Annotated in this window: 14 protein-coding genes and 1 tRNA gene; 13 read left to right on the top strand and 2 right to left on the bottom strand. The window is 41.8% G+C overall.

Annotation, left to right across the window (positions count from 1 at the left end; genetic code table 11):
* Positions 1 to 11: 11 nt before the first annotated feature.
* Positions 12 to 1145 carry a CsgG/HfaB family protein gene (locus tag CWC16_RS10315; RefSeq protein ID WP_138541481.1) on the bottom strand — a complete coding sequence of 378 codons (1134 nt, stop codon included), beginning with the start codon at positions 1143 to 1145 and terminating at the stop codon, positions 12 to 14.
* A gap of 114 nt (positions 1146 to 1259) precedes the next feature.
* Positions 1260 to 5246: a hybrid sensor histidine kinase/response regulator transcription factor gene (locus tag CWC16_RS10310; protein WP_138541480.1), complete on the bottom strand. Its 3987-nt coding sequence runs from the start codon at positions 5244 to 5246 to the stop codon at positions 1260 to 1262.
* Between the two features lie 164 nt (positions 5247 to 5410).
* Between CWC16_RS10310 and CWC16_RS10305 the strand changes: the two genes are divergently transcribed.
* The 13 genes from CWC16_RS10305 to CWC16_RS10245 form a co-directional block, all read left to right on the top strand.
* Positions 5411 to 5487: transfer RNA gene (locus CWC16_RS10305), tRNA-Trp, on the top strand.
* A gap of 132 nt (positions 5488 to 5619) precedes the next feature.
* Positions 5620 to 5997: a preprotein translocase subunit SecE gene (gene secE, locus CWC16_RS10300; RefSeq protein ID WP_004588203.1), complete on the top strand. Its 378-nt coding sequence runs from the start codon at positions 5620 to 5622 to the stop codon at positions 5995 to 5997.
* A gap of 4 nt (positions 5998 to 6001) precedes the next feature.
* The gene (gene nusG, locus CWC16_RS10295) at positions 6002 to 6559 is read left to right on the top strand and encodes a transcription termination/antitermination protein NusG (RefSeq protein WP_138541479.1); all 558 of its coding nucleotides are present in this window, start codon (positions 6002 to 6004) and stop codon (positions 6557 to 6559) included.
* Between the two features lie 213 nt (positions 6560 to 6772).
* Positions 6773 to 7201 carry a 50S ribosomal protein L11 gene (rplK, locus tag CWC16_RS10290; RefSeq protein WP_004588205.1) on the top strand — a complete coding sequence of 143 codons (429 nt, stop codon included), beginning with the start codon at positions 6773 to 6775 and terminating at the stop codon, positions 7199 to 7201.
* Positions 7202 to 7204: 3 nt separating this feature from the next.
* Complete coding sequence (gene rplA, locus CWC16_RS10285) at positions 7205 to 7909, top strand: 50S ribosomal protein L1 (RefSeq protein WP_055015587.1); 705 nt, start codon at positions 7205 to 7207, stop codon at positions 7907 to 7909.
* 321 nt (positions 7910 to 8230) lie between these two features.
* Positions 8231 to 8725 (top strand): 50S ribosomal protein L10, encoded by a 495-nt coding sequence (rplJ, locus tag CWC16_RS10280; RefSeq protein WP_055015586.1) that lies wholly within the window; start codon positions 8231 to 8233, stop codon positions 8723 to 8725.
* 76 nt (positions 8726 to 8801) lie between these two features.
* On the top strand, positions 8802 to 9164 hold the full coding sequence (gene rplL / locus CWC16_RS10275; RefSeq protein WP_004588208.1) for a 50S ribosomal protein L7/L12: 363 nt from the start codon (positions 8802 to 8804) through the stop codon (positions 9162 to 9164).
* Between the two features lie 272 nt (positions 9165 to 9436).
* Complete coding sequence (gene rpoB / locus CWC16_RS10270) at positions 9437 to 13462, top strand: DNA-directed RNA polymerase subunit beta (protein WP_138541478.1); 4026 nt, start codon at positions 9437 to 9439, stop codon at positions 13460 to 13462.
* 104 nt (positions 13463 to 13566) lie between these two features.
* Positions 13567 to 17739, top strand: a complete 4173-nt coding sequence (gene rpoC, locus CWC16_RS10265) for a DNA-directed RNA polymerase subunit beta' (protein ID WP_055015584.1) — start codon at positions 13567 to 13569, stop codon at positions 17737 to 17739.
* Positions 17740 to 17932: 193 nt separating this feature from the next.
* A complete protein-coding gene (gene rpsL, locus CWC16_RS10260) occupies positions 17933 to 18307 on the top strand; it encodes a 30S ribosomal protein S12 (protein WP_002958885.1) in 375 nt (124 codons plus the stop codon).
* 97 nt (positions 18308 to 18404) lie between these two features.
* The gene (rpsG, locus tag CWC16_RS10255) at positions 18405 to 18875 is read left to right on the top strand and encodes a 30S ribosomal protein S7 (protein WP_004588211.1); all 471 of its coding nucleotides are present in this window, start codon (positions 18405 to 18407) and stop codon (positions 18873 to 18875) included.
* 27 nt (positions 18876 to 18902) lie between these two features.
* Complete coding sequence (gene fusA, locus CWC16_RS10250) at positions 18903 to 21017, top strand: elongation factor G (protein ID WP_138541477.1); 2115 nt, start codon at positions 18903 to 18905, stop codon at positions 21015 to 21017.
* A gap of 62 nt (positions 21018 to 21079) precedes the next feature.
* Positions 21080 to 21202, top strand: a 123-nt coding sequence (locus CWC16_RS10245; protein ID WP_249929207.1) for a GTP-binding protein, incomplete at its 3' end; no start/stop codon positions are given.

Raw genomic sequence — 21202 nt, 5'->3', positions numbered from 1 at the left:
AGTTGCTGTTACTAAAAGGCTTTAAACATACTACCTAAGCTATCAAGACCAGATTTATTGCTTTTAGCTATACATTCAGAATCGTCTAAAGACTTTTTAGTAGCGGCATCAGCAAGCCCTGTTACGTCGAGTTTATTCTCTTGTTGATATTCTCGAAGTGCAATGACTGTTTTACGGTCGTATTCTACGTCTTGCGTTTCAAATTCTTCGTAGTTGGGCTGGTTTCTTAGATAGCCTAAACACACTAAGTTTAAGCGTGACATGGCTAAGTCCATTTTTTCATAATGAGGCATTCTATGATTTGGTACCTTTATATCATCAACAGGTTTGCTTGTAGCTTTTACTTTACTTACTTTTAGTGGCGGTGGGGCAGTGTAACCCGATGCTAATGTGTTATTGCTGTTGTAACGGTAGTAAGTATCAGGAATTTTTGTTTCCAGAAACTCTACTGCTTTGATGATAACTTCACGAAGTGCTTTTTCTTTAGGTGTGTCAGACCAACCGCTTATATTACCACCTACCAATGAACCACCAAAGTTTGTTGCGGCGCCTGTAAAATCGAAATCGGTACTGCCGCCCTCTACACTTGTGGCTGCTAAAATACGTGATGTGCGAGTATCTATAAGGCGTAAATCTATTGCCATATGTGTGCCTGAAAACCCTGCTGATACAGAGCTAAATACATCACCAATAAAGCCGCCTGAACCAACACTGCCACCGGAACTACCATCATCAAACTCTGTTACGGCCGCAACAACAACAATTTCAGCCCCTTCAATTTCACCATATGCTGCACCTGTTGTAGCGCTTACTCTACCTGAGGTTGCTAGATCTTGTTCAGACAATACGGCATCTAAAGCTTGGCGCTCCAATACTATAAAACGGTTAGTTGTAACAAGCGCCGTTGTAAGCTGATCAGCCATTCCTTCGCCAATTTCTTTTCTCCACCACCTTGAGTCGTTCGATTTATCTGTAAAGCGGGCAACAGCTATTCGTGCTTTGGGCCCATTATATTGCTCTTTAGCTACTGTGTTTATGTTGGGGGAGTTTTGACCTGAAGTGACATTTGTTGATGTACTTTGACAAGCGCAAAGTGCGCCTGTTAATAGCGTAGTTAGCAGTAATTTTTTAGGCATTTTTAACATATGACTGTCCTTAATTAATATGCTTAAGGGAGAATGTGTTACTCCCTCAATGTTTATATATTAATGTTAATGTATTTAAATCAATAAGTTAAAAATAGTACTAAAACGAAAATCTTAGTCACACACACGAACTTTTGTATGTTTATCACGAAATTGTTTAGGTGAGACTTGGTACCTTGCCTTAAAGCACCTAGCAAAATAACTTTGTGAACTAAACCCCACTTTTTGTGCTACCAATCCAATGGCAAGGTCGCTCTCGCTCAATAGTGATTGAGCGAGCTCTAGGCGTGTATTTCGAATGTAATCACTCGGGGTTAAATTGTAGAGTGCTTTCATTTTTAATTGTAAAGCCCTTGGGCTTAAACATAGCGAATCGGCAAAGTCTTCAACACTAAACTCTTCGTTATAGTAATTTTCTTTTACGACTGTTTTAACTCGTTCGGTAAACTCATAATCTTTACTTTGTACCATTTGTGGGTCGAGTTTAACCGATGCTGATAAGGCCGGTAGCTGCTTTTGTAAGTGTTGGTTAAGAACTTCTCTGATTGTTAAAAGCCCTTGAACGCGACTAAGTAAAAGTTCAGGTTCAAAAGGTTTGCTTAGATAGTCATCTGCGAGTAAATCTAAACCTTTTAACTTGCTGTTTGTATCGGCTTTTGCTGAAAGCAATAGAGTAGGAATATGGCTTATAGCTATATCGTTGCGCAGTGCTGAAATAAATTGATAGCCGTCCATAACAGGCATCATGACATCACTAATTATTAAATCAGGCATTTCTTTTTTGCATAAGATTAGGCCGTCTTCACCATTATGTGCGCTCATACACTTATAGCGCTCAAAGAAAATAGAGGTAAGCAAACTTCGCATTTCCTCATTATCTTCAATAATTAGGATCTTATGCTTATTTAAAGGCTTTGTGGACTCTTTCATAGGAATATAGCGCGTTACAGAAGGGCACGCAGTAGGTAATGAAATTGTAAAACAGCTGCCTTGGCCAATTTCGCTTGTTACAGCGACTGTACCCCCATATTGCTGCGTTAATTGTTTTACGAGCGCTAAGCCAATACCATTGCCATGTTGTTTTATAGGACTGACACGGGTAAATCGTTCAAAAATACGCGCCATATCTTGTGGCTTTATACCTACGCCAGTATCAGATACAGAGATAACAACTTCCTTATTCTCTTGCGAAAGTGTTAACGATACGTGCCCATTATTTAACGTGTACTTTTGTGCATTACTTAAAAGATTAGTAATAATTGAAATTACATGCTCATGTTCCAAGGTTATATAGCACTCTTGCGAGGTTAGATCTTTATATTTAAATTCAATTGCCTTTTGCTCAAATAAAGGCGAAAAGTCTTCAATTATTTGAGCAATAAGTGGCTTTAATGGGTAAGGTGAAACATGCTGGATCATTGTGCTTGGGCGCTGACTTAATTGTAAAAGCTGATTTATTTGATTTAATAACTTTTGAGTGTTGCGGTGAATCATTGCCAGTTTTTGTTGGGTATCGTCATCAGTATGACGCTTTTTAAGAGTTGCTAGAGGCGCCATTATTAAGCTTAAAGGGGTTTTTAGTTCGTGACTTACGTTATCTAATAATTGTGTTTTTAAAAGGCTAAGCTCTTGCTCTTTTTTTCGTTCTTGTTCTGCTACCTTTGCTCTATATTTTAAAGCGATAATTAACCAAGTTAATGCAAGTACAATTAAAATGTAGCTTGCATAGGCTACTTTGCTTTTCCACCATGGCGGAACCACCGTAATGTTAAGCACGGTTTTATCGTTGCTCCAGTGACCGTATTGACTTTTCGCTTTTAAAATTAATTTGTAATTTCCTGCAGGAAGTAAGGAGTAATTCACTTGCCTTTGGCTTTGGTCTGCGTATATGAATTGTTTGTTAAGCCCTTTTAATTTATAGGCATACTTATACTGTGAGGGGGCTGCAGCACTTTTCAGTGCAGAAAACTTAAAACCAACCACATCTTCTTTTTCTTTTAGAAAAAGCTCACTGGTATAGTTTATCAGCTTAGGAGTTAACTCTTTACTTTTACTGTATTGCGCGGATGATGTTGGCTGGTTATAAATAAGTAAATCGGTAATAACAGGCTCTGGTGGTGATGATGAGAGAGAAAGTGATAACGGATCAAACTGATTAAAACCATTAATGCCACCAAAGAAAAGTTCGCCATTGGCTGCTTTGAAAGTGGCTCCTAAAATAAAGGAATTATGCTGCACCCCATTAGCGGGTAAAAAATGCAGCATCTGTTTTGTGCCATCAGAGTAGCGAGTTAAGCCTTGATTGCTACTTAGCCATAAGTTGCCACTATTATCTTGTTTTATTGCAAAAATATTTTCATTAATTAAACCGTCAAATTGAGTTATTTTTATTATCTTATTCGTCGCTATGTCTAATTTGTTTAACCCGTTGAATGTGCCTACCCATAGAGTGTTTTTGTCCTCTAAATATAAAGAAGTAACCATATTATGGGTAATACTATTAGGCTCATTTAAATGGCTTTTATAGTGTGTAAATGTTTCGTCATTTATAGAGAGCTTATTTAAACCTTCTCGCGTTCCTACCCATACAACATTATTGTGAGTGTCATATGTAATACTAAAAATAGTGTTATTTGAAATGCTATTAGTTTGTTTATCGTACTTAAAATGCGTTACTTTAAGCGTATCAGGGTTAAACCGAGTTAAACCATTATTGCCGCCAAGCCATAAATTGCCACTGTCGTCTTCAGTAATAACATATATGCGATTGCTGCTAAGTTTATGGCTTTGCACAGTAAATGAAGAGAAACTGTCATCAATTGGATTATACAGCAACAACCCCCCGCCATATGTACCTATCCAAACACGCTGCTTGCTATCTTCATAAAGGCTGAAAATATTACTATTAGTAAAACCTTTGTCCTGTGCGTTATCAACTTTATAACGGTTAAAGCCTTTTGGTGTCTGTTTATTTAGCCCATCGCGTGTACCTATCCACAGAGTATTGCGGCTGTCTTTGAGTATGGCCCTTACGAAATCATGTGATATAGACGTTGGGTCATTGGGCAAATGTTTTTGGTGGCCAAACTGGGATTGTTTTTTGTCATACCGATGCAGTCCATAACCATCTGTGCCTATCCAAATGATTCCTGTTGGGTCTTGGTAAAGTGATAAAAGATGGTCATTGGCTAAACCATGTTTTTCTGATGGCGAGTAGGATACTTGTTCAAATTTGTTGTTTGATAAAGAGGTAAATGATTGACTGAATAGGCCCTGTCCATAAGTGCTAACTAATAAGGTGTGTTCATCATCCAATAGTATATCTGTTACCCAATAATCTTTTAATTGTTCAATATGATGAAATTCAGCGGTCGTGGGGTTAAACGAGGCAAGGCCCATTTTACTTCCTAATAATATTTGGTTATCAGGGGCGTTTTTCAAACGCCAAAGTTGTTTAGGACTGTTGGCTATGAGTGTAAACTTCTCAGTTATAGTATCGAACTTAATAAGCCCTATATTACTTGCCAACCAAAGAGTATTTTGTTGACCAAACATTATGTCTTTAAATTCGATATTTGCCTGTTGTAAGTTTGGATAGGTAAATAGCTTTATTTTATTTGTTTTTGTGTTTAATTGACTAAGCTGGCCTTTATCATGACCAATCCAAAGTGTTGTTTTGTCTTGTGAGGTGATTGAAAAAATAGCTGAGTTGCTTAGGGCGGGTGCAGAAAACTGATTATATACTTTGAATTTACCTGTTTCAGTATCCAATAAATTTAACCCATTTGCAGCTGTAGAAAACCATATGTACTTGTTTGAAAAGTTAAAACAATCAGTAATCCAGTTGCCTGAAATACTATTTTGGGATGGGTCAAATTTATAATGCTTAAATTCGTAGCCATCAAATTTGTTTAATCCCCCTTGGGTGGCAAACCAATAAAACCCAGCGTTATCTGTTGTGCTGCAGGTGATGGAGTTTTGCGATAACCCTTGTTCGCTTGTGTAAGTATCGAGATAGATAGGTTTTGCAATAACACCACAATGGCAGAGTAAAAGAGTGCAAATAATTTGATATTTAATAACTGTTAGAAGTGTGTTCACGGATATCCTATCGTGGTGTATTTCCCTAAAATTAGTACAATCATAAACGGCTTTTTAATCAATGTTAAGATGGATTTATTAGTGCATTAAAGAGATTTTGCTAAGTGGGTATCTTTTAGGCTTGTGTTAATGATTTGCGTAAGTATAATAGGCATCCACTTTGCAGGGGCGTAGTTCCAATTGGTAGAACAGCGGTCTCCAAAACCGACGGTTGGGAGTTCGAATCTCTCCGCCCCTGCCATTTTTACTCATAAGTTGAGTAAGTCTGGGGTTAAAAATCGGTTTAAATAAGTCTGTTTTTAAGTTTAGATTTTAATGGATTAACCCTGCCGTTGTGTAGGGTTGTTGTGTCTGTAGTTAAGGTAATAATATTATGAGCACGAATGTAGAAACACCATCAAGTGCGATGGAGTCGGTAAAGTGGTTAGTAGCAATCGCGCTACTTGCAGGCGCAGTTGTTGGTAATCACATGTTTGCAGATCAGTCTGTATTACTACGTGCAATTGGCGTTGTGGTTGCTATAGCAGCAGGTTTAGGTATTGCCTCGCAAACCGCTAAAGGCCGTGACTTTTTAGCATTTGCTAAAGAAGCACGCATTGAAGTACGCAAAGTTGTTTGGCCAACGCGTCAAGAAACTACCCACACGACATTAATCGTAATGGTTGCAACAGTGATTATGGCGCTTATCCTTTGGGGATTAGATGGCATTTTATTCCGCGCTGTAGGCTTTTTAACTGGATTGGAGATCTGATCCCATGTCGGATGAGAACAAAGAAATTAAATTACGCTGGTACGTTGTACAAGCATTCTCTGGTTACGAAAAGCGTGTAGCGCAAACGTTATCAGAGCACATTAAAATTGAAGGTCTTGAAGAGAGCTTTGGTGAAATATTAGTACCAACAGAAGAAGTTGTTGAGATGCGCGCCGGTCAAAAGCGTAAATCTGAGCGTAAATTCTTCCCAGGTTACGTACTAGTACAAATGGATATGAACGATGCAAGCTGGCACTTAGTGAACAGTACTGAACGTGTAATGGGCTTTATTGGTGGTACGTCTGACCGTCCAGCGCCTATTAGTTCTAAAGAAGCAGAACGCATTCTTAACCGCTTACAAGAGAACGCTGAAGCACCTAAACCAGCTACATTAATTGAGCCAGGTGAAGTTGTTCGTGTTACTGATGGTCCATTTGCTGACTTTAGCGGTGTGGTTGAAGAAGTTGACTACGAAAAGAGCCGCGTAAAAGTGTCGGTACTTATTTTTGGTCGTTCTACACCGGTTGAACTTGAATTTGGTCAAGTTGAACAAGATAAGTAATTGATTAAAAAAGCTTCGCCTTTATTTACTTAAATTTTGGCACGAAGCTTGAAAAAGGCCGCTGATTAACTTATAATCAGCGGCCTTTTTGTATTACGGCAAAAATTTATTTTTGCTCGCAAAAAGTACGAAACCAATTTTTAAACTGGGAAGCCGTTAGAGTACGCGTCCTCGCGCGCACAAGGCTAAGACCCACCAAATGAGGTATTTATAATGGCTAAAAAAGTTGAAGCTTTAATCAAGCTACAAGTTGCCGCTGGTATGGCTAATCCTAGTCCTCCAGTAGGTCCTGCACTAGGTCAACACGGTGTAAACATCATGGAATTCTGTAAAGCGTTTAACGCGCGTACAGAGTCTATCGAAAAAGGCGCTCCAGTTCCTGTAGTGATCTCTGTTTACGGTGACCGTTCATTTACGTTCGATATGAAAACGCCACCTGCTGCTTACTTACTTAAGAAAGCTGCTGGTATCAAATCAGGCTCAGGCCGTCCTAACACTGAAAAAGTAGGCACAGTAACTCGTGCTCAACTTGAAGAGATCGTTGAGACAAAACGAGCTGACCTTACAGCGGCTGATATGGACGCTGCGGTTCGCACTATCGCAGGTTCTGCGCGTGCGATGGGCTTGAACGTAGAGGACTAAGAAATGGCTAAATTAACTAAACGTATGCGTACTATCCGCGAAAAAGTGGAAGTAACTAAAGATTACGAAATCAATGAAGCAGTTGCTCTTTTAAAAGAATTAGCAACAGCTAAATTCGTAGAAAGTGTTGACGTTGCTGTTAACCTTGGTATTGACGCTCGTAAATCTGACCAGAACGTTCGTGGTGCAACTGTACTACCTCACGGTACTGGCCGTGATGTTCGTGTTGCTGTATTCACTCAAGGCGCTAATGCAGAAGCTGCAAAAGAAGCCGGTGCTGAATTAGTAGGCATGGAAGATCTTGCTGAGCTAGTTAAGAAAGGCGAGATGGATTTTGACGTTGTTGTTGCATCACCAGACGCGATGCGTGTTGTTGGTCAACTAGGTCAAATCTTAGGTCCACGTGGTCTTATGCCTAACCCTAAAACTGGTACTGTAACGCCTAACGTTGCAGAAGCAGTTAAAAATGCGAAAGCAGGTCAAGTACGTTACCGTAATGACAAAAATGGTATCATCCATACTACTATCGGTAAGGTTGATTTCACTGCTGAGCAAATTCAACAAAACCTTGAAGCTCTAATCGTTGCGCTTAAGAAGGCTAAACCTTCTCAAGCTAAAGGTGTTTACGTTAAGAAAGTAACCATCTCTACAACAATGGGCGCAGGTGTTGCTGTTGACCAAAACACGTTAAGCACTTCTGTAGCTTAATAGGTGTTTACATGGCGTGAAATTTGTACTATAATTTTGCGCCATTTTGTTGAATAATTTATTGTTTAACAAGTAAAGAATTCGGGTTGAAGTCCATAATTTCGCTAAGCTCTTGAGTGATGCGATAAATTGGGCTTCCGTCCAAGACCGTAGGCGGCTTCGGCCTTAATATTACCTACGTAGACGGTGTGAATCCCCAGATAGATTTTCCTAATCTCTTCTGGCTCTCGCCGTAAAAAGCATCTCTATCAGTTTTTTGGTAGGGAAGAGTAAAACAGGGAAGCCGAGTGTCGGCGACCCATTAAACCAGGAGTAACACCCATGGCTTTAAATCTTCAAGGCAAAAAAGCAATTGTTGCTGAAGTCAACGAAGCAGCCAATGGTGCTCTTTCTGCAGTTGTTGCAGATTCTCGTGGTGTAACAGTAGGCGCAATTACAGCCCTTCGTAAAGAAGCGCGTGAAGCTGGTGTATGGATGAAAGTTGTTCGTAACACGCTAGCAAAACGTGCTGTTGAAGGTACTGAGTTTGAATGTCTATCTGATTCGTTAGTTGGTCCAAGCTTAATCGCTTTCTCATCAGAGCACCCAGGTGCTGCTGCGCGTATCTTCTCAGATTTCGCGAAAAAGAATGAGAAATTCGAAGTTAAAACGGCCGCTTTTGAAGGAAATGTTGTAGATGCAGCAATGCTTGCTACATTACCTACATACGATGAAGCTGTTGCACGCTTAATGAGCGCTATGAAAGAAGCGTCTGCTGGCAAATTGTGTAAAACAATTGAAGCAGTACGTGTACAGAAAGAAGAGCAAGCTGCTTAATTTTAAGCTGTTTAACCTCCCTTTCGGTGTAAAATTTATTTGGACCTAGAGTCCGTTAATTATTAGGAAATTTGTAATGTCTGTAACTAAAGACCAAATCCTTGACGCGATTGCTGAAATGTCAGTAATGGACGTTGTTGCTCTTGTTGAAGCAATGGAAGAAAAATTCGGCGTAACTGCTGCAGCTGCTATGGTAGCAGGTCCTGCTGCTGAAGCTGCTGAAGAGAAAACTGAATTTGACGTAATCCTTACTGGCGCTGGCGCTAACAAGGTTGCGGCAATCAAAGCTGTACGTAGCGCAACTGGCCTAGGCCTTAAAGAAGCGAAAGCGCTTGTTGAAGCTGCTCCTGCACCTATCAAAGAAGGTGTATCTAAAGAAGAAGCTGAAGCACTTCAAAAAGACCTTACTGAAGCTGGTGCTGAAGTTGAGGTTAAGTAATCTAGCTCACGCTAGGTTCGCTGCCTGAGTAATCAGGCAAGGGCTGGTGATTATTTAATCACCGGCCTTTTTGCGCTATAGAGTTATGTATTCCTGTAGCTCAAATAAAATCTGATTTTCTCTTTACTTTCAACGCTTTATAGTTTGCTAGTGTTGCAGGGGCGGAGTTAATTAGAACAACAATTAAATGTTGTAAATCTTGGCATAGATGCCAGTTAAGTCTGTTCTTACAAGAACAGGTCGGGTCAAAGATCAGCAAGCTGAGGAACCCCATGGCTTACTCTTATTCTGAAAAGAAACGTATCCGTAAGGATTTTGGTAAACGTCCACAAGTTTTGGATATACCTTTCTTACTGTCGACACAGTTAGAATCGTTTAAAAAATTCTTAGTCCCAGACGCTGATGGCGATCATGGTTTGGAAGCAGCCTTCCGTTCTGTGTTCCCTATTAAAAGCTACTCGGGAAATTCTGAGCTTCAATACGTAAGTTATCGTATTGGTGAGCCAGTATTCGATGTAAAAGAATGTCAAATTCGCGGTGTGACTTATTCTGCTCCACTTCGCGTGAAACTGCGTCTTGTAGTTATGGACAAAGAAGCTCCAGGCACAGTTAAAGACATTAAAGAGCAAGAAGTTTACATGGGCGAAATTCCGCTCATGACTGATACCGGTACTTTTGTAATCAATGGTACAGAGCGTGTTATCGTTTCTCAGCTACACCGTAGCCCTGGTGTATTCTTTGATAACGACCGCGGTAAAACCCATTCATCGGGTAAAGTATTATATAACGCACGCGTTATTCCTTACCGTGGTTCATGGTTAGACTTCGAATTTGATGCAAAAGATAACTTATATGTACGTATAGACCGTCGTCGTAAATTACCGGCGTCTATTATTTTACGTGCACTTGAGTACTCTAGCGAAGAAATCCTAGATATGTTCTTCGACACCACTGCGTTTGAAGTAACTGACGGTAAAGTTCTTATGGAACTTGTGCCTTCACGTTTACGTGGTGAAACTGCCGCTTTTGATATCAAAGGCGAAGACGGTGAAGTACTTGTTGAAAGCGGTCGTCGTATTACGGCACGCCACATCAAGAGCATCGAGAAAAAAGGCATTAATCAATTAGAAGTACCACATGAGTACATCATTGGCCGTATTGTAGCTAAAAACTATGTTGATGAGTCAACAGGTGAAGTTATTGCAAACGCTAATGACGAGCTATCACTAGAGTTGATGGCTGAATTGGTTAAAGCAGGTCACACTAAAATTGATACGTTATACATCAATGAAGTGGACAGCGGCGCTTACATGTCAAATACATTAAATATTGACTCATCAAGCAACCGTTTAGAAGCATTAGTAGAAATTTACCGCATGATGCGCCCAGGCGAGCCACCGACGAAAGACGCGGCTGAAGCCTTATTTGAGAACCTATTCTTCTCAGAAGAACGTTATGACTTATCTACTGTAGGTCGTATGAAGTTCAATAGCCGTGTTGGTTATGATACAGACACAGGCCCTGGCACATTAAGCAAAGAAGACATCGTATCTGTTATGAAAGTATTAATTGCTATTCGTAACGGTCAAGGCGATGTTGATGATATTGACCACTTAGGCAACCGTCGTATCCGTAGTGTTGGCGAAATGGCTGAGAACCAATTCCGTGTTGGTCTAGTACGTGTAGAACGTGCTGTACGTGAGCGTTTAAGCTTAGGTGACCTTGACGCGATCATGCCACAAGATCTTATTAACGCTAAGCCTATTTCGGCAGCGGTTAAAGAGTTCTTCGGTTCGTCTCAGTTATCACAGTTTATGGACCAAAATAACCCGCTATCAGAAGTAACGCATAAGCGTCGTATTTCTGCATTAGGTCCGGGCGGTCTAACACGTGAGCGCGCTGGCTTTGAAGTACGTGACGTTCACGTAACTCACTACGGTCGCGTATGTCCAATCGAGACTCCTGAGGGTCCAAACATCGGTCTAATTAACTCGTTATCTACGTACGCACGTACAAATGATTACGGTTTCTTAGAAACACCTTACCGTAAAGTGGTAGATGGTGTAGTAACTGATGAAGTTGATTATTTATCAGCCATTGAAGAAGGTCAGTTTGTTATCGCACAGGCGAACTCAAACTTAACCGAAACCAATGAGTTTGTTGATGAACTTATCCCGTGTCGTCACAAAGGTGAATCAACCTTTATGGGCCGCATGGATCAGCAATATATGGATGTATCACCACAACAGGTGATCTCTGTAGCGGCAGCACTTATCCCGTTCCTAGAACACGATGATGCTAACCGTGCATTGATGGGTTCAAACATGCAACGTCAAGCAGTACCAACATTGAAAGCGGATAAGCCGTTAGTAGGTACTGGTATTGAGTTAACACTAGCGAAAGACTCTGGTGTAACGATTGTTGCTAAGCGTGGTGGTGAGGTAATGTACGCCGATGCTAGCCGCATCGTTGTAAATGTAAATGATGATGAGCGTATTCCTGGTGAAGCGGGCATCGACATTTACAACCTTACTAAATACACACGTTCTAACCAAAATACATGTATTAACCAAAAACCAACATGCATGGTTGGTGAACCGGTTACTCGTGGTGACGTGTTAGCAGATGGTCCTTCGACTGACTTAGGTGACTTAGCCCTTGGTCAAAACCTTCGCGTGGCATTCATGCCATGGAACGGTTATAACTTCGAGGATTCAATCTTACTATCAGAGCGCGTAGTTGAAGAAGATCGTCTAACGACTATCCACATTCAAGAACTACAGTGTGTTGCCCGTGATACTAAATTAGGTCCTGAAGAGATCACTGCAGATATCCCGAATGTGGGTGAATCTGCGCTAGGCAAGCTTGATGAATCAGGCGTTGTTTATATTGGTGCTGAAGTTAAAGGCGGCGATATCCTAGTAGGTAAAGTGACTCCGAAAGGCGAGACGCAATTAACACCTGAAGAAAAGCTACTACGTGCTATCTTCGGCGAAAAAGCGTCTGACGTTAAAGACAGCTCTTTACGTGTACCAAACTCTGTAACTGGTACTGTAATTGACGTACAAGTTTTCACCCGTGATGGTGTTGAAAAAGATAAGCGTGCGTTAGAAGTTGAAGACATGCAGCTTCGCGAAGCGAAGAAAGACTTCAATGAAGAGTTCCGTATTCTAGAAGCCGGTGTTTTAGACCGTGCTCGCAAGCTACTAGCTTCAGCAGGCTTCGATGAAGACAACTTAGCGTCACTAAATGCTGAAAAGCTACTTACTCAAAGTCTTGCACAAGAAGACAAGCAAGCTGAACTTGAGCAACTAGCTGCACAGTACGATGAGCTTAAAGCTGAATACGATAAGAAGTTTGAAAACAAACGTCGTAAAATTACTCAAGGTGATGACTTAGCACCAGGCGTACTTAAGATTGTTAAAGTATACCTAGCTGTTAAACGTCGTATCCAACCGGGTGATAAAATGGCGGGTCGTCACGGTAACAAAGGTGTTATCTCGACTATCGTACCAGTAGAAGATATGCCATACGATGATAAAGGTCGTACGGTAGATATCGTACTAAATCCACTAGGTGTACCATCACGAATGAACATCGGTCAGATCCTTGAAACACATATGGGTCTAGCTGCACGTGGTATTGGTGAGCGCTTAGAGGAAATGATGAAGGAGCAACGTGAGCTACACGAGCTACGTGAATTCATCAAGCAAGCTTACGAAATCGGTGAATCTCGTCAAGAAGTAGATATTGCTAGCTTCTCTGATGATGAAATTCGTCGTTTAGCTGATAACTTAAAAGGTGGTTTACCAATCGCTACACCTGCATTTGATGGCGCTAAAGAAGACGAAATCAAAGACATGCTAGAGCTTGGTGGATACCCAAGAAGTGGTCAGGTTACACTCTATGATGGCCGTACTGGCGATCAGTTTGAACGTCAAGTAACTGTAGGTTACATGTACATGCTTAAACTTAACCACTTGGTTGACGATAAGATGCACGCACGTTCAACTGGTTCTTACAGCCTTGTTACTCAGCAGCCGCTGGGTGGTAAAGCACAGTTCGGTGGCCAGCGTTTTGGTGAGATGGAAGTATGGGCACTTGAAGCTTACGGTGCTGCTTACACGCTACAAGAAATGCTAACAGTGAAATCGGATGACGTGAACGGTCGTACTAAGATGTATAAAAACATCGTTGATGGTAACCATAAGATGGAACCAGGTATGCCAGAATCGTTCAACGTATTGTTGAAAGAAATCCGCTCACTGGGTATCAACATCGAGTTGGAAGAAAATTAAGCCAATTAGATGCTGCAGTTAACCCTGCAGCATCTGTTACGGCTGAATAGAATGTAGGGGCGAGGTTATCCGCCCTCAAGATTAACTCCGACAGGAGAGCTAAGGTGAAAGACTTACTTAAGTTTCTGAAGCAACAAAATAAGACCGAAGAATTCGATGCAATTCGCATTGGTCTTGCTTCACCAGACATGGTTCGTTCATGGTCATACGGTGAAGTAAAGAAACCTGAGACTATTAACTACCGTACTTTCAAGCCTGAGCGCGATGGCTTATTCTGTGCCCGTATTTTCGGCCCAGTGAAAGATTATGAGTGTTTATGTGGTAAATATAAACGCCTTAAACACCGTGGTGTGATCTGTGAGAAGTGTGGCGTTGAAGTTACACTTACAAAAGTGCGTCGTGATCGTATGGGTCATATCGACCTTGCGAGCCCAGTAGCACATATATGGTTTTTAAAATCATTACCGTCTCGTATTGGCTTAATGCTTGATATGACACTTCGTGATATTGAACGTGTTCTTTACTTCGAATCATTCGTAGTAACTGAGCCTGGTATGACAACGCTTGAGCGTGGTCAACTATTAGGTGAAGAAGAATACTTAGATGCGCTTGAAGAGCACGGTGATGAGTTTGAAGCGAAGATGGGTGCAGAAGCAGTATTAGACTTGCTTCGTGAACTTGATCTTGGCCAACTAATTGCAGAAATGCGTGAAGAGTTACCAACAATTAACTCTGAAACTAAGCGTAAAAAGATCACTAAGCGTCTTAAGTTAATGGAATCGTTCCACCAATCAGGTAATAACCCTGAGTGGATGATCATGACAGTACTTCCAGTATTGCCACCTGACTTACGTCCATTAGTACCACTAGACGGTGGTCGTTTTGCGACATCTGATCTAAATGACCTTTACCGTCGTGTTATTAACCGTAATAACCGTCTTAAGCGTCTATTAGATTTAGCTGCACCAGATATTATCGTACGCAACGAAAAACGTATGTTACAAGAAGCGGTAGATGCGCTACTTGATAACGGTCGTCGTGGTCGTGCAATTACAGGTTCTAACAAGCGTCCGCTTAAATCTCTTGCTGATATGATCAAGGGTAAGCAAGGTCGTTTCCGTCAGAACTTACTTGGTAAGCGTGTAGATTACTCTGGCCGTTCTGTAATCACGGTTGGTCCTACACTTAAGCTTCACCAATGTGGTCTTCCTAAGAAGATGGCACTTGAGCTATTCAAACCGTTTATCTATGGCAAATTAGAGCGTCGCGGCATGGCTACGACAATCAAAGCTGCTAAGAAAATGGTAGAGCGCGAAGTAGCGGAAGTATGGGATGTACTAGACGAAGTAATTCGTGAACATCCAGTACTACTTAACCGTGCACCTACACTTCACCGTTTAGGTATCCAAGCATTCGAACCTGTACTAATTGAAGGTAAAGCAATCCATTTACACCCATTAGTTTGTGCGGCTTACAACGCCGACTTCGATGGTGACCAAATGGCGGTACACGTACCGTTAACGCTTGAAGCTCAGTTAGAAGCTCGTGCGCTAATGATGTCTACTAACAACATTCTATCTCCAGCGAATGGTGAGCCAATCATCGTTCCTTCACAGGATGTTGTATTAGGTCTTTACTACATGACGCGCGATCGCATTAATGCGAAAGGCGAAGGCATTGTATTTAAAGATCCTAAAGAAGCAGAAAAAGCATACCGTAGTGGTAACGCAGAACTTCACGCACGCGTTAAAGTGCGTATTAGTCAGTCAATCACTAACGAAGCAGGTGTTGTTGAAGACACTGTAACGCTTATCGACACTACTGTTGGTCGTGCAATTCTGTCTCTAATTTTACCTAAAGGTATGCCGTTTGAGTCAATCAACCAAGCATTAGGTAAAAAGCAGATTTCTGGCTTATTAAACGAGTGTTACCGTCGTCTAGGTCTTAAAGACACTGTTGTGTTTGCTGACCAAGTTATGTACACCGGTTTCCACTACGCAATGAAGTCAGGTGTTTCAATTGGTATTGATGACTTAGTTATCCCACCAGTTAAAGCATCAATCATTGAATCAGCTGAAGCTGAAGTAACTGAAATCAACCAACAATTCCAATCAGGTCTTGTAACGGCTGGTGAAAAGTACAACAAAGTTATCGATATCTGGTCACGTGTAAATGAAAACTTATCACGTGAAATGATGGCCAACTTGTCAAAAGACACGGTTATCAATGCTAAAGGTGAAGAAGAAGAGCAACCGTCATTTAACTCAGTGTTTATGATGGCCGACTCAGGTGCTCGTGGTAGTGCCGCTCAGATCCGTCAGCTAGCAGGTATGCGTGGTCTAATGGCACGTCCAGATGGTTCAATCATCGAGACGCCAATCACGGCTAACTTCCGTGAAGGTCTAAACGTACTACAGTACTTCATCTCAACGCACGGTGCGCGTAAAGGTCTTGCCGATACAGCACTTAAAACAGCTAACTCAGGTTACCTAACGCGTCGTCTAGTAGACGTTGCACAAGATTTGGTAATCAACGAAGATGACTGTGGCACAGAAGATGGCTTAACAATGAAACCGCTTATTGAAGGTGGTGACGTTGTAGAAGCGCTTCGTGAACGTGTACTAGGTCGTGTTGTTGCTGAGCCTGTGCTTATTCCTAATACAGACACTGTATTAGTAGAGCGTAATGTAATGCTTGATGAAAAACTGTGTGACCTTTTAGAAGAGCACTCAGTAGATGAAGTTCGCGTACGTTCTGTTATCACATGTGATAACGACTTTGGTGTATGTGCTAAGTGTTATGGTCGTGACCTTGCACGTGGTCATATCATCAACGCAGGTGAATCAGTAGGTGTTATCGCGGCACAATCAATCGGTGAGCCGGGTACACAGCTTACGATGCGTACATTCCACATCGGTGGTGCGGCATCAAGAGCATCAGCTGAAAACAATGTACAAGTTAAAACTGACGGTACGTTAAAATTACATAACGCTAAGTATGTACTTAATACCGACGGTAAGATTGTAATTACTTCACGTTCAACTGAAATCACTATCATTGATAGCTTCGGTCGTGAAAAAGAGCGTTATAAAGTACCTTACGGTGCGGTACTAACAGTACAAGACAATGCAGAAGTTCAAGGTAACGACATCGTTGCTACTTGGGACCCGCATAGTCACCCAATCGTTCTTGAGCATAAGTCAAAAATCTCGTTCAGCGATGTTGATGACTCAAATACGGAAGCACAAACTGATGAACTAACCGGCTTAACCCGTGTAGTTGTTAAAGACCTTGCTAAAGTAAATGCGAAAGAGCCTAAGCTTATCATCGAAAGTGAAGAGCGCGGCTTGCAGGAAACACGTCTACCTTCATTCACTACGATTGAAGTGACAGATGGCGTTACAGCAAACCCAGGTGACGTACTTGCACGTATTCCGCAAGAAGGTTCGAAAACTCGTGATATCACGGGTGGTCTACCACGCGTAGCCGACTTATTTGAAGCACGTAAGCCAAAAGATCCAGCTATCTTAGCTGAAATCACAGGTACAATTAGCTTCGGTAAAGAGACTAAAGGTAAGAAACGTTTAGTTATTACACCTGCTGAAGGCGATCATTACGAAGAAATGATTCCTAAGTGGCGTCAACTTAACGTGTTTGAAGGTGAGCAAGTGTCTAAAGGTGAAGTTATCGCCGATGGTCCTGAATCACCACATGACATCTTACGCCTACGTGGTGTGACTCATGTTGCTAACTACATTGTTAACGAAGTGCAAGAGGTTTACCGTTTGCAGGGCGTTAAGATCAATGATAAGCACATTGAAACAATTATTCGTCAGATGCTACGTAAATGTACCATCCTTGACGGCGGTGATACTGAGTTCTTAGCGGGTGAGCAAATTGAAGTAGCTCGCGTTAATATCGCTAATCGTGACCTTGAAAAACAAGGTAAGATCCCAGCGAAGTTTGAAATACAACTTATGGGTATCACGAAAGCATCACTTGCAACAGAATCTTTCATCTCAGCAGCGTCTTTCCAAGAAACAACACGTGTTCTTACAGATGCCGCCGTGAATGGTAAGAGCGATGAGCTTCGTGGTCTGAAAGAAAACGTAATTGTGGGTCGTCTGATCCCAGCCGGTACTGGCTTTGCGTATCACCAAGACCGTATGGCTCGCCGCAAGCAGGGTGAAGTTGTTGAAGAGCAAACAGTAAGTGCAGAAGAGGCAACTCAAGCACTAACAGATGCTCTGAACGCAGATTTATCTGGAAATCAATAAACTCTTATTAATCAACAGATTAATAAATCGTAAGACAGTTATCTACTGTCTTACGATGAGTTTAGGTTGACAGGTTAAACTTTGCTCATTAAAATTCCGCCACCCATTTACTTGCATGTATGTTACAAGCTTGTAAAAAGGGCGGATTTTTTTATTTTTTTCAGTAGTAATTTTAATTTCAGGAGCTATTTAAATGGCAACTATTAACCAGCTAGTGCGTAAGCCACGTCGTAGCAAGGTTACTAAAAGTAACTCAGCTGCGCTTAAAGCGTGTCCGCAAAAGCGTGGTGTATGTACTCGCGTATATACAACTACACCTAAGAAACCAAACTCAGCGTTACGTAAAGTAGCTCGTGTACGTTTAACTAACGGTTTCGAAGTAACATCATACATCGGTGGTGAAGGTCATAACCTTCAAGAGCACAGTGTAATCCTAATCCGTGGTGGTCGTGTTAAAGATTTACCAGGTGTGCGTTTTCACACTGTACGTGGTGCACTTGACTGTGCAGGCGTTAGCGACCGTCGTCAAGCTCGTTCTAAATACGGTGCAAAACGCCCTAAAGGCTAATTGTTTTCCGTTAGTAAGGCCAAGCACTAAATATTATTAATTATTGTTTTGGGTGATTGTTCCAAAAGGACAAACCTGAATAAACCGGAGATACAAAATGCCTAGAAGACGCGTAATAGGTCAACGTAAAATTCTTCCAGATCCTAAGTTCGGATCGGAACTTCTTGCTAAATTCGTTAACATCGTAATGTTAGACGGCAAGAAATCTACTGCTGAAAAAATTGTTTATGGTGCGCTAGACGTGGCTGCTGAGAAATCAGGCAAGTCGCACCTAGAAATCTTTGAATCTGCACTTGATAACATCCGTCCACAGGTAGAGGTTAAATCTCGCCGTGTTGGTGGTTCAACTTATCAAGTTCCAGTTGAAGTACGTCCAGTACGTCGCAACGCATTAGGTATGCGTTGGTTAGTAGACGCTGCACGTAAGCGTGGCGAAAAATCTATGGGCTTACGTTTAGCTCAAGAAATCGTTGACGCTGCTGACAACAAAGGCACTGCGGTTAAGAAACGTGAAGACGTTCACCGTATGGCTGAAGCGAATAAAGCATTCGCACATTACCGTTGGTAATCTGTCCTTAACCTTTAAGAGGATCATATGGCACGTACAACTCCACTTGAGCGCTACCGTAATATCGGCATAGTAGCTCACGTAGATGCAGGCAAAACCACCACAACAGAACGTGTTCTGTTCTACACAGGTCTTTCTCATAAGATCGGTGAAGTACATGATGGCGCCGCAACTATGGATTGGATGGAGCAGGAACAAGAGCGTGGTATCACAATCACTTCTGCTGCAACAACGTGTTTCTGGAAAGGGATGGACGCGCAATTTGACGACCATCGAATCAATATTATTGATACGCCAGGACACGTAGATTTCACTATCGAAGTAGAGCGTTCTTTACGTGTACTTGATGGTGCGGTAGTTGTTCTTTGTGCTTCATCAGGTGTACAGCCGCAAACTGAGACAGTTTGGCGCCAAGCGAACAAATACGAAGTTCCGAGAATGATCTTCGTAAATAAAATGGATCGCACTGGCGCTGACTTCTTAACGGTTGTTGACCAGGTGAAATCTCGTCTTGGAGCAACGCCTGTTCCAATCCAGTTGCCTATTGGCGCTGAAGACGACTTTAAAGGTGTTATTGACCTTATAAAAATGAAAGCCATTAACTGGAACGAAGCGGACCAGGGTATGACTTTCTCTTATGAGGCAATACCGGCAGAACTTCAAGAGCTCGCTCAAGAGTGGCACTCTCATTTAGTTGAAAGTGCAGCTGAAGCCTCTGAAGAACTAATGGATAAGTACTTAGAAGGTGAAGAGTTAAGTGAAGCAGAAATTAAATCTGCCTTACGTCAACGCACATTAGCGAACGAAATTGTTCCCATTACGTGTGGTAGTGCATTTAAAAACAAAGGCGTTCAAGCTGTGCTTGATGGCGTTGTTGAATACATGCCTGCACCAACACAAGTGAAACAAATCCAAGGTATCCTAGAAAATGGAACTGAGGAAGAACGTCCAGCTGATGATAAAGCGCCGTTTGCTGCACTTGCATTTAAAATTGCAACAGACCCGTTTGTTGGCACTTTAACCTTTTTCCGTGTTTACTCTGGTACTGTTAAACAGGGTGACGCGGTTTATAACCCAGTTAAAAGTAAGCGTGAGCGATTTGGTCGTATCGTACAGATGCATTCAAACTCACGTGAAGAGATCAAAGAAGTGCACGCAGGCGATATTGCGGCAGCTATTGGTCTCAAAGACGTAACAACAGGTGAGACACTGTGTGATCCGAACTCTATTATTACGCTAGAGCGTATGGAGTTCCCAGAGCCAGTTATCTCTGTTGCGGTTGAGCCTCGCACAATCGCTGACCAAGATAAGATGGGTATTGCACTAGGTAAACTAGCCGCAGAAGATCCGTCTTTTCGTGTACAAACTGACGAAGAATCAGGCCAGACTATAATCTCTGGCATGGGTGAACTTCACCTTGATATCATTGTCGACCGTATGAAACGTGAATTCAGTGTTGAATGTAACGTTGGTAAGCCGCAGGTTGCATACCGAGAAGCTATCCGTTCAACTGTTGAAGTTGAAGGGAAGTTTGTACGTCAATCAGGTGGTCGTGGTCAGTATGGTCACGTCTGGGTTAAACTTGAACCGATGGATATTTCGGAAGATGAAGCGCCGACGTATGAGTTCGTTAACGAAACAGTAGGTGGTTCGGTTCCTAAAGAATTTATCCCTGCGGTAGACAAAGGTATCCAAGAGCAAATGTCTCAGGGTGTACTGGCTGGCTACCCATTACTTGGCGTTAAAGCGACTCTATATGATGGTTCATTCCATGATGTAGACTCGAATGAAATGGCATTTAAGATTGCAGGTTCAATGGCAATGAAAGCGGGGGCGCTTAAAGCTGACCCTGTACTTTTAGAGCCAATGATGAAGGTTGAAGTAATCACTCCTGACTCAAACATGGGTGATGTAGTTGGCGACCTTAACCGTCGTCGCGGCATAATCGAAGGCATGGAAGATGCAATAGGTGGACTTAAGCAAGTTAATGCCCAAGTTCCTCTTTCTGAAATGTTTGGTTATGCAACTGCTTTACGATCTGCAACACAGGGCCGTGCTTCTTACTCTATGGAGTTTTTGAAGTATGCTGAAGCCTCTAAACAGGTTGCAGATACAATAATTTCAGCTCGCGCTGTTATATGATTTTAGCTCGTCTGGCTCAATAGTGAGCCAGGCTTTAATTTCTTAATTAGGAATTTTTTAAGATGGCAAAAGAAAAGTTTGAACGCGTAAAACCGCACGTAAACGTTGGTACAATCGGCCACGTTGACCACGGTAAAACTACACTAACTGCAGCAATCACTAACGTACTTGCAAAAGTATACGGC

Source organism: Pseudoalteromonas sp. S3776 (assembly GCF_005886915.1).
Lineage (GTDB): Bacteria > Pseudomonadota > Gammaproteobacteria > Enterobacterales > Alteromonadaceae > Pseudoalteromonas.
The sequence above is the reverse complement of the archived record's forward strand: the minus strand, read 5'-3'. Positions and strand labels throughout refer to the sequence as shown.

Coding starts and splice junctions, on each gene's coding strand:
- rplK (WP_004588205.1), top strand. CDS start 6,773: ATGGCTAAAAAAGTTGAAGCTTTAATCAAGCTACAAGTTGCCGCTGGT.
- rpsG (WP_004588211.1), top strand. CDS start 18,405: ATGCCTAGAAGACGCGTAATAGGTCAACGTAAAATTCTTCCAGATCCT.
- CWC16_RS10315 (WP_138541481.1), bottom strand. CDS start 1,145: ATGTTAAAAATGCCTAAAAAATTACTGCTAACTACGCTATTAACAGGC.
- secE (WP_004588203.1), top strand. CDS start 5,620: ATGAGCACGAATGTAGAAACACCATCAAGTGCGATGGAGTCGGTAAAG.
- rpsL (WP_002958885.1), top strand. CDS start 17,933: ATGGCAACTATTAACCAGCTAGTGCGTAAGCCACGTCGTAGCAAGGTT.
- rpoB (WP_138541478.1), top strand. CDS start 9,437: ATGGCTTACTCTTATTCTGAAAAGAAACGTATCCGTAAGGATTTTGGT.
- rplJ (WP_055015586.1), top strand. CDS start 8,231: ATGGCTTTAAATCTTCAAGGCAAAAAAGCAATTGTTGCTGAAGTCAAC.
- rplA (WP_055015587.1), top strand. CDS start 7,205: ATGGCTAAATTAACTAAACGTATGCGTACTATCCGCGAAAAAGTGGAA.
- nusG (WP_138541479.1), top strand. CDS start 6,002: ATGTCGGATGAGAACAAAGAAATTAAATTACGCTGGTACGTTGTACAA.
- fusA (WP_138541477.1), top strand. CDS start 18,903: ATGGCACGTACAACTCCACTTGAGCGCTACCGTAATATCGGCATAGTA.
- rplL (WP_004588208.1), top strand. CDS start 8,802: ATGTCTGTAACTAAAGACCAAATCCTTGACGCGATTGCTGAAATGTCA.